The organism is Streptomyces sp. NPDC059499 (assembly GCF_042749285.1).
Lineage (GTDB): Bacteria > Actinomycetota > Actinomycetes > Streptomycetales > Streptomycetaceae > Streptomyces.
In genome coordinates this window covers 510,188-523,493 of record NZ_JBHYTT010000002.1, presented here as the reverse complement: position 1 = coordinate 523,493, position 13,306 = coordinate 510,188, and the positions used below count along the sequence as shown (strand labels likewise).

The following is a 13,306-nucleotide window of genomic DNA, read 5'->3' as shown; positions in this document are numbered from 1 at the left end:
ACAAACAAGACGCCCGACTCCGGTTCCGGCGCGTCAAGTTCTGCGGACTTCCAAGCCGGAACGGAGTGCGGGCGCCGCCCAACGGTAGGCCGGTCCGCACCGTCAGCCAATCTGGTTATCCACAGGGCATGTGGACGACGGACCAGATGCTGTGGAGAACTCCACGGAACCTGTGCACGGAGCGGGGGACAGCACTGTGGACAAACTCATACCGACACCACCAGGGCGACCCTGACCTGCACTTTCTCCATCCACCGGCTGTGGGGGAGAAAAACTTTTCTTCTCAGCGCAAGATCACTGCAAACCACGCACCAGGGAACCCCGAACTCGATCAAAAGTAAGGACCTCTATCGCATTGCATCTCTTACCTGTGGAAGATTAGATTAGCCCCCATGACCCAGGCCCCCACGACCCGCCGATCCAGTCGCCGCCGGCACGACCGCGAGATCATCGCACTGGCCGTTCCGGCCTTCGGCGCGCTCGTTGCCGAGCCGCTCTTCGTCATCGTCGACAGCGCCGTCGTCGGTCACCTCGGCACCTCCCAGCTGGCCGGCCTGGGGGTCGCCGCAGCCCTGCTGACGACGGCCGTGAGTATCTTCGTCTTCCTCGCGTACGCCACCACCGCGGCGGTCGCCCGCCGGGTCGGCGCGGGAGATCTGCCCTCCGCGATCCGCCAGGGCATGGACGGCATCTGGCTCGCCCTGCTGCTCGGCGCCGTCGTCGTCGCCGTCACCCTCCCCTCGGCCCCCTGGTTGGTCGAGGCTTTCGGAGCATCTGACACCGCCGCTCCTCACGCCACCACGTATCTGCGGATCTCCAGCCTCGGGATTCCGGCCATGCTCGTCGTGCTCGCCGCGACCGGCGTCCTACGCGGCTTGCAGGACACTCGCACGCCGCTCTACGTCGCCATCGGCGGGTTCACCGCCAACGGCGTACTCAACGTGGTTCTGGTCTACGGTGCGGGCCTAGGGATCGCCGGCTCCGCCTGGGGAACTGTGATCGCCCAGGTGGGGATGGCTCTCGCCTATCTGATCGTCGTGGTGCGCGGGGCCCGTCGGATCGGCGCCTCCCTGCGCCCCGACTCCGCGGGCATCCGGGCCAGCGCACAGGCGGGTGTCCCCCTGCTGGTCCGTACGCTCTCCCTGCGGTCGGTCCTGATGATCGCTACTGCTGTCGCCGCCCGGCTGGGCGACACGGACATCGCCGCGCACCAGATCATCCTCTCGCTCTGGAGCCTCACGGCCTTTGCGCTCGACGCCATCGCCATCGCGGGCCAGGCGATCATCGGCCGCTACCTGGGAGCGAACGATGCCAAGGGCGCACGGGAGGCCTGCCGTCGAATGGTCCAGTGGGGTATCGCGTCCGGGCTGGTCCTGGGGGCACTGATCGTGCTGGCACGCCCCCTGTTCATCCCGCTCTTCACCGGTGACGAGTCCGTGCAGGACACCCTGCTGCCCGCCCTGCTGGTCCTGGCGGTCTCCCAGCCGATCGCCGGCGTGGTCTTCGTCCTGGACGGAGTGCTGATGGGGGCGGGCGACGGCCGCTATCTGGCCTGGGCCATGCTCCTCACCCTGGCCGTCTTCGCTCCGGTCGCCCTCCTGGTCCCCACCTTCGGCGGAGGCCTCACAGCTCTCTGGTGGGCGATGACGCTGATGATGACGGTCCGGCTGGTGACACTCTGGATCCGGACCCGCTCGGGCCGGTGGATCGTTACCGGCGCCACTCGCTGAGCTGGACCGAACCTGAGGCACAGGAAGCGGAGACAGCCTTGCTCCGCCCGGTTTGGTCGACGGCCAACCCTTGCTGTTTCACGTGAAACGACGAAGGGCCGCACCCTCAGGGTGCGGCCCTTCACCTAGCTCAGCTGAGCTGTGCCCTTAGGCAGCAACGACCTCGATACCGAGCTTCGCGGCAACCTCGGGGTGCAGACGGACGGATACCTGGTATCCGCCGAGCGTCTTGATCGGCGAGCCGAGCTCGACGCGACGCTTGTCGACGTCCGGACCACCGGCAGACTTGATCGCCGTGGCGATGTCGGCCGGGGTGACGGAGCCGAAGAGACGGCCGGCGTCGCCGGAGCGAACAGCCAGACGGACCTTCACGGCCTCGAGCTTGGCCTTGATCTCGTTGGCCTGCTCGATCGTCGAGATCTCGTGGATCTTGCGGGCGCGGCGGATCTGCGCCACGTCCTTCTCGCCACCCTTGGTCCAGCGGATGGCAAAGCCCCGCGGAACCAGGTAGTTACGGGCGTACCCGTCCTTGACGTCCACGACGTCACCGGCAGCACCGAGGCCAGTGACCTCGTGGGTGAGGATGATCTTCATGATTCGGTCACCCTTCCCTTATCGCGCGGTGGACGTGTAGGGCAGCAGCGCCATCTCACGGCTGTTCTTGACTGCCGTGGCGACGTCACGCTGGTGCTGAGTGCAGTTGCCGGTGACGCGGCGGGCACGGATCTTGCCACGGTCGGAAATGAACTTCCGCAGCATGTTCGTGTCCTTGTAGTCCACGTACTGGGTCTTGTCCTTGCAGAATGCGCAGACCTTCTTCTTAGGCTTGCGCACAGGCGGCTTCGCCATTGTGTTTCTCCTGTGTGATCAAGAAGTGGGGGTACGAGCAGCCCTAGAAGGGAGGCTCGTCCGAGTAGCCGCCGCCGGAACCACCGGAGCCGCTGGAGCCGCCGGAGCTTCCGCCCCAGCCACCCCCGCCGCCCTGCTGGCCCCCGGCCGACTGGCCGCCGGCCGGCGCGCTGGTGGCCCACGGGTCGTCGGCGGGAGCACCGCCGCCGCCCTGCTGGCCGCCGCCACCGGAACCGCCGCCCCAGTTGCCGCCGCCCTGCTGGCCACCGCCGCCGTATCCACCCTGGCCACCGCCCTGACCACCGCGACCAGTGGTCTTGGTGACCTTGGCCGTGGCGTTCTTGAGACTGGGGCCGACTTCCTCGACGTCCAGCTCGTAGACCGTGCGCTTGACGCCCTCACGGTCCTCGTAGGACCGCTGCTTCAACCGGCCCTGCACGACGACGCGCATGCCTCGCTGGAGCGACTCCGCGACGTTCTCCGCCGCCTGACGCCAGACCGAGCAGGTGAGGAACAGGCCTTCGCCGTCCTTCCACTCATTGGTCTGCCGGTCGAAGATGCGGGGAGTGGACGCGACACGGAACTTCGCGACCGCCGCACCGGACGGGGTGAAGCGCAGCTCGGGGTCGTCGACGAGATTGCCGACGACCGTGATGACGGTCTCGCCTGCCATGGGTGAACCTCTCGGCGGGGATTGCTTCTGGCTGCTTGCTGCTACTCGAACCCGATGACCACTGAGCTAGAAGCTCAGTGGGTCTCGGGACGGAGGACCTTGGTCCGGAGGACCGACTCGTTCAGGTTCATCTGTCGGTCGAGCTCCTTGACGACTGCGGGCTCGGCCTGCAGGTCGATGACCGAGTAGATGCCCTCAGGCTTCTTCTTGATCTCGTAAGAGAGACGACGACGGCCCCAGGTGTCGACCTTCTCAACCTTTCCGTTGCCCTCACGGACAACGGAGAGGAAGTTCTCGATCAACGGGGAGACTGCTCGCTCCTCGAGATCGGGGTCGAGGATGACCATCACCTCGTAGTGACGCATGTGGAACCCACCTCCTTTGGACTCAGCGGCCACGGTCGTTCCGTGGCAGGAGGGTCGTGATGCGTAAGCAACAGTGTCTCCGAGTAAAACAGCCGCCACTGACAACGCCCATCGTCGAAATCCGAGGGGGCTGCTGTGCTGGCTCAGGGCAGACACCGGTGCAGACCGTACAGAGTACCCGCAGACAGGCTTCCGGTTGAAATCCGGTGCCGAGGAGACGCAATCTGTACACATCGGTTGTGAGCGGCGCTACAGTGCACCGCCTTCCGGCCAGGAGGTTCTCCATGGCACAGACAGTGCGACCCCGTCCCCGCCCGCCCGTTTCCCTCTTCGCCACGGACGGCAGACCTCATCCCCTCCAGGACACCCTGGTGGCGGTGACTCTGGTCCTCGGCGCTCTCGCCTTCGTGACGGCGATGTTCCACAACCTGCATCTGATCAGCTCGTGGGCCGGGCTGATCGGAATCCTGACCGGCGCATACGGACAGTACGTCTCGGTGACCACGCGTGAGCGGTTCCCGTTGATCCTGGGTCTGGGCGCATCCGCGATCGGGTTCTTCCTCGGCATGGCCCATGGCGGCCTCTTCGGCGGCGTGATCAGCTGAGGGTGCCCCCCGGGCGCCATTCCCGGGCGCCCGGGCTCCAGACGGGGCACTCCTCGGTCACAGTAGGCTTCGGCGCGAGAGCCGGAGCCCCTGACCGATGGGGACACACCTGCCGAGGAGCGCCCCGCATGAGCCTGACCCTGAGGACCATCAGCCGAGAGCAGCATCTGGCGTACGTCCAGAACCTGCCTTCGGCCAGTCACTGCCAGGTCCCGGCGTGGGCGGATGTGAAAACCGAATGGCGCTCGGAGAACCTGGGATGGTTCGACAAGAACGGCGAGATGGTCGGCGCCGGCCTGGTGCTGTACCGCCAGCTGCCCAAGATCAAGCGCTATCTGGCCTACCTTCCCGAGGGCCCGGTCATCAACTGGTACGCCCCGAACCTGGACGACTGGCTCCAGCCGATGCTCGCCCATCTGAAGCAGCAGGGCGCCTTCTCCGTGAAGATGGGCCCGCCCGTCGTCATCCGGCGCTGGGACTCTGCGGCCATCAAGTCCGGCATCCAGGATCCGGATGTGAAGCGCCTGCGCGACGTCGAGGCCACCCACATCGAGTCCCGTGCCTTCGAGGTCTCGGACCGTCTGCGCAAGATGGGCTGGCAGCAGGCCGAGGACGGCGGCGCCGGCTTCGGTGATGTCCAGCCCCGCTACGTCTTCCAGGTACCGCTGGCCAACCGCTCCCTGGAAGATGTCCTCAAGGGCTTCAACCAGCTCTGGCGGCGCAACATCAAAAAGGCCGACAAGGCAGGTGTCGAAGTCGTCCAGGGCGGCTACGAGGACCTCGCCGAGTGGCAGAGGCTGTACGAGATCACGGCAGTGCGTGACCACTTCCGGCCGCGCCCCCTGTCGTACTTCCAGCGCATGTGGACGGTACTCAACTCCGAGGACCCGAACCGCATGCGGCTGTACTTCGCCCGGCACAACGGGGTCAACCTCTCCGCCGCCACGATGCTCGTGGTGGGCGGGCACGTCTGGTACTCCTACGGCGCGTCCGACAACATCGGCCGTGAGGTCAGGCCCTCGAACGCGATGCAGTGGCGGATGCTCCGCGACTCCTACGCGATGGGCGCGACCGTGTACGACCTGCGCGGCATCAGCGACTCGCTGGACGAGACCGACCACCTCTTCGGCCTCATCCAGTTCAAGGTGGGCACCGGCGGGGAGGCCGTCGAGTACGTCGGCGAGTGGGACTTCCCCCTCAACAAGCTGCTGCACAAGGCGCTCGATATGTACATGTCGCGCCGCTGACACCGCCCGAAGGCACTTCACTAAGCTCCGCATACCTCTGATACACCGCAGCCACCAGAAAGGTTCCGGGCCGGCCATGGCGCTCTCCCTCTACGTCGACACCGCGCGCTGGCGGGCGCACCAGAAGTCCGTGCTCGACCAGTTCCCGGGTCTCGTTCCTGTCTGCAAGGGCAATGGCTACGGCTTCGGCCACGAGCGGCTCGCCGACGAGGCGATCCGTTTCGGTTCCGACACGCTCGCTGTCGGAACCACGTACGAAGCCGCCCGTATCAAGGACTGGTTCAGCGGCGACCTGCTCGTCCTCACGCCCTTCAGGCGGGGCGAGGAGCCCGTACCGCTGCCCGACCGCGTCATCCGTTCGGTCTCGTCGGTGGACGGTGTGCACGCCCTGGTCGGCGCGCGGGTCGTGATCGAGTGCATGAGCTCGATGAAGCGCCACGGCGTGAAGGAGGAGGAACTGGGGCAGCTGCACGCGGCCATCGAGGACGTACGTCTCGAAGGCTTCGCCCTGCACCTTCCGCTGGACCGCACGGACGGTTCGGACGCGGTCGAGGAGGTCATCGGCTGGATGGACCGCCTGCGCGCGGCCCGACTGCCTCTGCACACCATGTTCGTCAGCCACCTGCGGGCCGAGGAACTGGCGCGGCTGCAGCAGCAGTTCCCGCAGACCCGCTTCCGCGCACGCATCGGCACGCGCCTCTGGCTCGGTGACCACGAGGCGACGGAGTACCGCGGCGCCGTGCTCGACGTCACGCGCGTCGTCAAGGGGGACCGGTTCGGCTACCGCCAGCAGAAGGCCGCCTCGGACGGCTGGCTGGTGGTCGTTGCCGGGGGTACGTCCCACGGCGTCGGTCTGGAGGCTCCCAAGGCCCTGCACGGTGTGATGCCGCGCGCGAAGGGTGTCGCCCGGGCCGGGCTGGCCACGGTCAACCGCAATCTGTCGCCGTTCGTGTGGGCCGGCAAGCAGCGCTGGTTCGCCGAACCGCCGCACATGCAGGTGTCCATCCTGTTCGTGCCTTCGGACGCCGAGGAGCCGAGGGTCGGTGACGAACTGGTGGCCCACCTGCGCCACACGACCACCCAGTTCGACCGCCTCGTGGACCGCTAGGCCCCTCGCCCGGACCCAGGCCACGCGGGGTCCGGCAGGCCCTCAGTCGGCCGCTCCGTCCGTCGTGCCCCACTCCACCCGCGGTCCTTCGACCGCGGGAGCCGCGTGCCGGCCGTGATGGTGCACCGCCTGCCCGAACGCGACCGCGTCCGGAGCCCTGTCAAGCACCCCGCCCGACGGGTCGTCCGATCCGTCGCGCCGCACGGTGTCGCGCTCCGGCAGGAGGATGTCGCGAACCACGACGGCGCACAGGTACAGCGTCCCGAGGAGATGCAGGGCGATCGCGACCTGATAGCCCTCCTGCGGAAGCCCCTGGTGCTTGTCGCCGCTCGTCGTGTACGCGAGGTACAGCCAGATCCCCAGGAAGTACATGACCTCGCACGCCTGCCAGACGAGGAAGTCCCGCCAGCGCGGCCTGGCCAGCACAGCCAGCGGGATCAGCCACAGTACGTACTGCGGTGAGTAGACCTTGTTCGTCAGGATGAAGGCGGCGACCACGAGGAACGCCAGCTGCGCGAACCGGGGCCTGCGCCGGGCGGTCAGCGCCAGTCCCGCGATCCCCGCGCACAGCACGATCATCAGCAGCACCGAAGCCGTGTTCACGGTATCCACGTCGATGGGCCTGCCGGTGCGCTGGGTGATGATCAGCCAGAACGAGCCGTAGTCGATCTGCCGTTCCTGACTGAACGTGTAGAACTTCTTCCACCCCTCGGGGGCGTACGCCATGACGGGCAGGTTCACCAGCAGCCAGGCCGCCGCCGCGCCGAACATCGCCGACCCGAACTCGCGCCACTTCCCGGCCCGCCAGCACAGCACGAGGAGCGGCCCCAGAAGCAGCACGGGGTAGAGCTTGGCGGCTGTCGCCAGGCCGATGAGGATGCCGAAGGCGAGCGCCCGTCCACGGGACCACATGAGCATCGCGGCGGCCGTCAGTGCCACGGCGAGCAGATCCCAGTTGATCGTCGCGGTGAGGGCGAGTGCCGGTGCGAGGGCGACCAGCAGGCCGTCCCACGGGCGGCGCCGGTGCGTCCGCGCGACGCACACGGCGATGATCACGGCGCAGATCATCAGCATGCCCGCGTTGACCATCCAGTACATCTGCTCGCGCTCCTGCACGGGATCACCGGCGGGCGTCAGCGTCAGCCAGGACGCGACCTGCATGAACAGGCCCGTGAGGACGGGGTACTCGAGGTACTCCATGTCGCCGCTGAGCCGGTCGAAGTACGGCACGAGGCCCTCGGCGAAGCCGCGTCCGAGGTAGAGATGCGGGATGTCGGAGTAGCACGCGTGCGTGTACTGCGAGCTGGTTCCGCGGAACCAGGCCCAGTCGTAGCAGGGCAGCTTCTGCACCATGCCGAGCGCGAACATCCCGATCGCCACGAGCACGATGACGCGGACCGGTGTGAGCGGCCCGGCACCGAGCCGTGCCCAGCGGCCCACCGGTCCACCGATCAGCTCGCTGCCCGCCGCGGCGATCTCGTCCTGTTGCGTGGGCCGGACGACGGGCCGCTCCTGGTGCACGCTCGTGTCTTCTGCGCTTGGCATGCCGCACATCCTGCCGTACGGCGCTGTGGGCGGGGGTCTGCCGCCCCCGGGACGCGGAGAGGGCCGCCGGCACCTGGCAGGTGCGGGCGGCCCTCGTCACGCTTGTCCGACGGTCACCCGTCGGGGGTGGGGCGAGCGGTGGGTGCTATCCGCCACCGCCGAAGAACCCGCCGGACGCGTTGTTCCCGTTCCCGTTGCCGTTCGAACCGTCTGTTGTTCCGTCGGTCGTACCGGTATCGGTCCCGCCGTCGGTCGTACCGGTATTGGCACTGCCGTCGGTCGTACCCGTGTTGTCGCCGCCATCGGTGGTGCCGGTGTCGGTGCCACCGTTGTTGCAGTCCCAGTCGAACGCCCCGCACGAATTGCTGGGTGAGGGGGACGGCGAGGACGGGGTGGGCGACGGATCCGTCGACGGTTCGCCGGACGGCGTCTGCGAAGGCGTCGGGCTGGGCGTCGGCGAGGGGCTCGCGGCGCCGCCGCCGTAGAGCGTCTCGCCGTACGGCTGCGGCTCCGGGAAGTTCTTGACCTCCATGCCCTTCATCGCCACCGCCATGTAGTCGTGCCAGATCTGCGCGGGGAACGAGGCGCCGTGGATCTTCTCCTCACCGCCCGTGCCGAACATCTTCAGGAACTCGCGGTCCTTGTTCTTCTCGTCGTCGTCCATTCGGAACATGCTCACCGCGGTCGACAACTGCGGGGTGTAACCGACGAACCAGGCCGACTTGTTGCCGTCCGTGGTTCCCGTCTTTCCCGCCACGTCCCGGCCGGGGAGCTGGGCAGGTGTTCCCGTCCCCTTCTCGACGACGTTCTTCAGGACGTCGGTGACGTTGTCGGCGACGATGCTGGGGAAGGCCGGTTCGGACACCGTTTCGTGCTGGTAGATGACCTGGCCCTCGTGCTTGACCTCGGTGACCGAGAAGGGCTCGCGCTGCTGGCCACTGGTCGCGAAGGTGGCGTACGCGCCGGCCATCCGGATGGCGCTCGGGGAGGACGTGCCGATGGAGTACGAGGGGACCTTCGCGTCCGCCATGTAGTCGTCGTCACGCAGCCCCGCGGCGAGCGCGGCCTCCTTCACCTTGTCCGTGCCGACGTCCATGCCGAGCTGCACATAGGGGGAGTTGGCGGACTCCTGCATGGCGGTTCGCAGATCGATGGGGCCGTAGTCGTGGTGTCCGTCGTTGGTCTGGAGCCACTCACCGCCCTTCGCGTTCCGCCAGATCTCGCCGTTGTACTTCTTGATCTTCAGCTTGTTGTCGCCGTTGTAGACGCTCTTCGGCGAAACCGGAGTGCGTTCCGAGGCGCTCTGTTCAGCATCGAGTTCCGGGTCGCGCTTCCCGTACTCCATCGCCGCTGCCAGCACGAACGGCTTGAACGTCGAGCCGACCTGAGCACCCGTCACATCGGCGTTGTTGGTGTAGTGCTTCGTCGCGTCCTGACCGCCGTAGGTGGCGACGATCGCGCCCGACTTGGTGTCCACCGACGCGCCGCCGAACTGGACGTGCGAGTCCAACGTAGGACGCTTCTTCACGTCGATCTTGTCTTCGTACACCTTCTTGATCGACTTCTCGAGCTGCTCGACCTTGTCCTTATTGAAGGTCGTGTGGATCTCGTACCCACCCTGCGCCAGCTGGCGCTCGGTGATGTCCCGGTCGTTGTTCGCGAGGAAGTACTTCGTCGCGAGGTCCACCAGGTAACCCGTCTGGCCGCCCAGCTTCGCGTCCTTCGTCGGCTTGTTCGGCATGGGGAACGTCGTGTACTTGGCACGTTCCGCCTTGCTCATCCGGCCGTCCTTGACCTCCTCGTCGAGGATCCACTTCCAGCGCAACTTCGCGCGCTCCGTGTTCTTCGCCTTGGTGGCCTGTTCCGGGTCGATATCGGGAGCACCCTCGGGGTCGAAGTAGGTGGCCCCCTTGAGCAGGGTCGCCAGGAAGGCGCATTCGCTCGGGTCCAGATCCGTGGCGTCCTTGTCGTAGTACGCGCGTGCCGCCGCTTGGAGCCCCGACGCACCCCGCCCGTAGTAGGAGATGTTGAGGTACCCCTCCATGACCTTCTTCTTGCTCTCCGTCTCGCCGACCTTGAGCGTGATGAAGAGTTCCTTGACCTTCCGGCTCAGGGTCTGGTCCTGGGAGAGCCTCGAGTTCTTCACGTACTGCTGGGTGATCGTCGAACCACCCTGGGTTTCGCCTCCCCGGGCCATGTTGTAGAAGGCTCGGGCGATACCCATGGGGTCGATGCCCCTGTCGGTCTCGAACGACTTGTTCTCCGCCGAGATGACGGCATTACGCATCGCTACGGGGATCTGCGCGTAACCGATCGACTGGCGGTTGACGGACCCGCCGGTGGCGACCATCGGGGTGTCGTTGTCCCAGTAGTAGACGTTGTTCTGCGCCTTGGCAGTGTCTTGAATGTTCGGCGGCACCACCAGCGCGTACGCGATGCCGGCAGCGCCCATCATGAGGCCGAGGAAGCTCAGGCACAGGCCTGAGACGAGTTTCCACGACGGCACCCAGCGGCGTGCGCCGTACTTTCCGGCACGCGGGTAGTCGATGAGGCGTTTCTTGCCGGAGCGGGCGTCGACCCGGCCCCGGCCGCGGCCTTCGTGACCACCGGTGTCGCCGGCTCCACGTCGTCTCCCACCGCCGCCACGCTGGGCGGCGCGACGGGCCTCGGCCCGGCCACTGTAGGAGGCTTCCTCGCCGTATGCGTCGGAAGGTGATGCTGTAGTTGCTCTGCGTGACGACTCGGTGCGGCGTCCGGCAGGCTGTTGGGCGGCTCGTCTGGCCGCGGCACGCCCTCCACCTTGCGGTTGCGGCGTTTTGCGACGGTGCTCGCTCATCGAACGACTACTCCTCGGGCAGGCAAGAGCGCCTGGAAGCGGCAGTTGAGATCCGGTCCCCCCGAATTACGGACGAGCCCTGCGGAAGGCTCATCCGCAGTACATCCGGCAGTCCGCGATGACTGACGCATGGCGGCGTCACACGGTTCCCGGTGGTCTGCATGCCGCACAGACTACGCAGGGTCAAAAACCCCCTAGAGCCGAACTTCACCCCAAATAACGCAAGTCACTCCCTAGGAATTGTCGATGTGACGCCGCTCACGAACCCTCCCCTTGTCGAACACCACGCGCCGACATATCGTGCTGATGTATCGAGTCGATACATCAGCACGGCATAAGGTGGGCCCAAGGGCTCCGCGGGAGCACTCGGAGAAGGAGGAGGCGAAGGTGAGCAGACGCTCAGGCATCCTCGAATTCGCCGTACTCGGCCTGCTCCGCGAGTCCCCGATGCACGGGTACGAGCTGCGCAAGCGTCTCAACACGTCGTTGGGGATCTTCCGCGCGTTCAGCTACGGCACGCTCTACCCCTGCCTCAAGACGCTGGTTGCCAGCGGCTGGTTGATCGAGGAGCCGGGAAGTACTCCGGATCTTCCGCCGGCCGCCGGCCGTGGGGTCGCTCCCACGTCCTCGCTCACGGGTCGCCGCGCAAAAATCGTCTACCGGTTGACGGCAGAAGGTAAGGAGCACTTCGAGGAGCTGCTCTCGCACACCGGCCCGGACTCGTGGGAGGACGAGCACTTCGCCGCTCGCTTCGCCTTCTTCGGGCAGACGGAGCGCGATGTACGGATGCGCGTGCTCGAAGGACGCCGCAGCAGGCTCGAGGAACGCCTCGAGAAGATGCGCGCCTCCCTTGCCCGCACCCGCGAACGACTCGACGACTACACACTTGAGCTGCAGCGACACGGCATGGAGTCCGTGGAGCGCGAAGTGCGCTGGCTGAACGAGCTCATCGAGAGCGAGCGATCGGGACGGGATCAGCGACGATCCTCGCCCGAGGGCTCTGCTCAGCACGACACATCAGGAGAGACGGGCGGCCTGCCCCGGCACCGGGACAACACCCGGCCGGATCCGTCCGACGACACCAAGTGAAGTCCCCGCAGAGCCGCAAGGTTCCACGGGGAACACCGAGAACACAGGGAGCAATCGGCATGGGTTCGGTTCGCGTAGCCATCGTCGGCGTGGGTAACTGCGCCGCCTCGCTGGTGCAGGGCGTCGAGTACTACAAGGACGCCGATCCGGCCGGCAAGGTGCCCGGTCTGATGCACGTTCAGTTCGGCGAGTACCACGTGAGCGACGTCGAGTTCGTCGCCGCCTTCGACGTCGACGCGAAGAAGGTCGGCCTCGACCTCTCGGACGCCATCGGCGCCAGCGAGAACAACACCATCAAGATCGCCGACGTGCCGAACACCGGCGTGACGGTTCAGCGTGGACACACCCACGACGGTCTGGGCAAGTACTACCGCGAGACCATCGAGGAGTCCGCCGAGGCCCCGGTCGACATCGTCCAGATCCTCAAGGACAAGCAGGTCGACGTCCTCGTCTGCTACCTGCCCGTCGGTTCCGAGGTTGCTGCGAAGTTCTACGCGCAGTGCGCCATCGACGCCAAGGTCGCGTTCGTCAACGCTCTCCCGGTGTTCATCGCCGGCACCAAGGAGTGGGCGGACAAGTTCACCGAGGCCGGTGTCCCGATCGTCGGCGACGACATCAAGTCCCAGGTCGGCGCCACCATCACCCACCGTGTGATGGCGAAGCTGTTCGAGGACCGGGGTGTCGTCCTGGACCGCACGATGCAGCTGAACGTCGGCGGCAACATGGACTTCAAGAACATGCTCGAGCGTGAGCGCCTCGAGTCCAAGAAGATCTCGAAGACGCAGGCCGTCACCTCGCAGATCCGTGACCGTGAGCTCGGTGCGGACAACGTCCACATCGGCCCCTCGGACTACGTGGCCTGGCTGGACGACCGCAAGTGGGCGTACGTGCGCCTCGAGGGCCGTGCCTTCGGTGACGTTCCGCTGAACCTGGAGTACAAGCTCGAGGTCTGGGACTCCCCGAACTCCGCCGGTGTCATCATCGACGCGGTGCGCGCGGCGAAGATCGCCCTGGACCGCGGCATCGGTGGCCCGATCCTCTCGGCCTCCTCGTACTTCATGAAGTCCCCGCCGGTCCAGTACTTCGACGACGAGGCCCGCGAGAACGTCGAGAAGTTCATCAGCGGCGACATCGAGCGCTGATCCGGCCGACCACGGCTGCAGCCTCACCAGGGTGACGAGCGGAAACGCTCCGTCCCCTCCACACGTTGGGGGTCCCCGGGCAATCCGCCCGGGGACCCCCAACGTGTGTGACCCTTG

12 protein-coding genes are annotated in these 13,306 nt (G+C 66.7%); 6 read left to right on the top strand and 6 right to left on the bottom strand.

What is annotated here, in order from left to right:
• Window positions 1-392: 392 nt before the first annotated feature.
• Window positions 393-1,730 carry an MATE family efflux transporter gene (locus ACFW9O_RS07760; RefSeq protein ID WP_384606244.1) on the top strand — a complete coding sequence of 446 codons (1,338 nt, stop codon included), beginning with the start codon at window positions 393-395 and terminating at the stop codon, window positions 1,728-1,730.
• A 147-nt stretch (window positions 1,731-1,877) separates the two neighbouring features.
• Here ACFW9O_RS07760 and rplI read toward each other — a convergent pair whose 3' ends face one another.
• The 4 genes from rplI to rpsF form a co-directional block, all read right to left on the bottom strand.
• Window positions 1,878-2,324: a 50S ribosomal protein L9 gene (gene rplI, locus ACFW9O_RS07755; RefSeq protein WP_329209068.1), complete on the bottom strand. Its 447-nt coding sequence runs from the start codon at window positions 2,322-2,324 to the stop codon at window positions 1,878-1,880.
• Window positions 2,325-2,342: 18 nt separating this feature from the next.
• Window positions 2,343-2,579, bottom strand: coding sequence for a 30S ribosomal protein S18 (rpsR, locus tag ACFW9O_RS07750; protein ID WP_003967857.1), 237 nt, complete (start codon window positions 2,577-2,579; stop codon window positions 2,343-2,345).
• Between the two features lie 43 nt (window positions 2,580-2,622).
• Window positions 2,623-3,252, bottom strand: a complete 630-nt coding sequence (locus ACFW9O_RS07745; protein WP_384606241.1) for a single-stranded DNA-binding protein — start codon at window positions 3,250-3,252, stop codon at window positions 2,623-2,625.
• Window positions 3,253-3,326: 74 nt separating this feature from the next.
• Window positions 3,327-3,617 carry a 30S ribosomal protein S6 gene (rpsF, locus tag ACFW9O_RS07740; RefSeq protein ID WP_006604399.1) on the bottom strand — a complete coding sequence of 97 codons (291 nt, stop codon included), beginning with the start codon at window positions 3,615-3,617 and terminating at the stop codon, window positions 3,327-3,329.
• A 284-nt stretch (window positions 3,618-3,901) separates the two neighbouring features.
• Between rpsF and ACFW9O_RS07735 the strand changes: the two genes are divergently transcribed.
• The 3 genes from ACFW9O_RS07735 to ACFW9O_RS07725 all read left to right on the top strand — a co-directional run bounded on the left by ACFW9O_RS07735 (window position 3,902) and on the right by ACFW9O_RS07725 (window position 6,577).
• On the top strand, window positions 3,902-4,222 hold the full coding sequence (locus ACFW9O_RS07735; protein WP_384606238.1) for a hypothetical protein: 321 nt from the start codon (window positions 3,902-3,904) through the stop codon (window positions 4,220-4,222).
• A 128-nt stretch (window positions 4,223-4,350) separates the two neighbouring features.
• Window positions 4,351-5,469 carry a peptidoglycan bridge formation glycyltransferase FemA/FemB family protein gene (locus tag ACFW9O_RS07730; protein ID WP_351173558.1) on the top strand — a complete coding sequence of 373 codons (1,119 nt, stop codon included), beginning with the start codon at window positions 4,351-4,353 and terminating at the stop codon, window positions 5,467-5,469.
• A 76-nt stretch (window positions 5,470-5,545) separates the two neighbouring features.
• The gene (locus ACFW9O_RS07725; protein ID WP_351173561.1) at window positions 5,546-6,577 is read left to right on the top strand and encodes an alanine racemase; all 1,032 of its coding nucleotides are present in this window, start codon (window positions 5,546-5,548) and stop codon (window positions 6,575-6,577) included.
• 42 nt (window positions 6,578-6,619) lie between these two features.
• Here the strand turns inward: ACFW9O_RS07725 and ACFW9O_RS07720 are convergent, their stop codons facing one another.
• Both ACFW9O_RS07720 and ACFW9O_RS07715 read right to left on the bottom strand, forming a co-directional pair.
• Window positions 6,620-8,122, bottom strand: coding sequence for a glycosyltransferase family 87 protein (locus ACFW9O_RS07720; protein ID WP_384606235.1), 1,503 nt, complete (start codon window positions 8,120-8,122; stop codon window positions 6,620-6,622).
• Between the two features lie 145 nt (window positions 8,123-8,267).
• On the bottom strand, window positions 8,268-10,958 hold the full coding sequence (locus ACFW9O_RS07715; RefSeq protein ID WP_384606232.1) for a transglycosylase domain-containing protein: 2,691 nt from the start codon (window positions 10,956-10,958) through the stop codon (window positions 8,268-8,270).
• Window positions 10,959-11,345: 387 nt separating this feature from the next.
• Between ACFW9O_RS07715 and ACFW9O_RS07710 the strand changes: the two genes are divergently transcribed.
• Window positions 11,346-12,047 carry a helix-turn-helix transcriptional regulator gene (locus ACFW9O_RS07710; RefSeq protein ID WP_351173570.1) on the top strand — a complete coding sequence of 234 codons (702 nt, stop codon included), beginning with the start codon at window positions 11,346-11,348 and terminating at the stop codon, window positions 12,045-12,047.
• Between the two features lie 59 nt (window positions 12,048-12,106).
• Window positions 12,107-13,189, top strand: coding sequence for an inositol-3-phosphate synthase (locus ACFW9O_RS07705; protein WP_383174785.1), 1,083 nt, complete (start codon window positions 12,107-12,109; stop codon window positions 13,187-13,189).
• The last annotated feature ends 117 nt before the right edge of the window (window positions 13,190-13,306 follow it).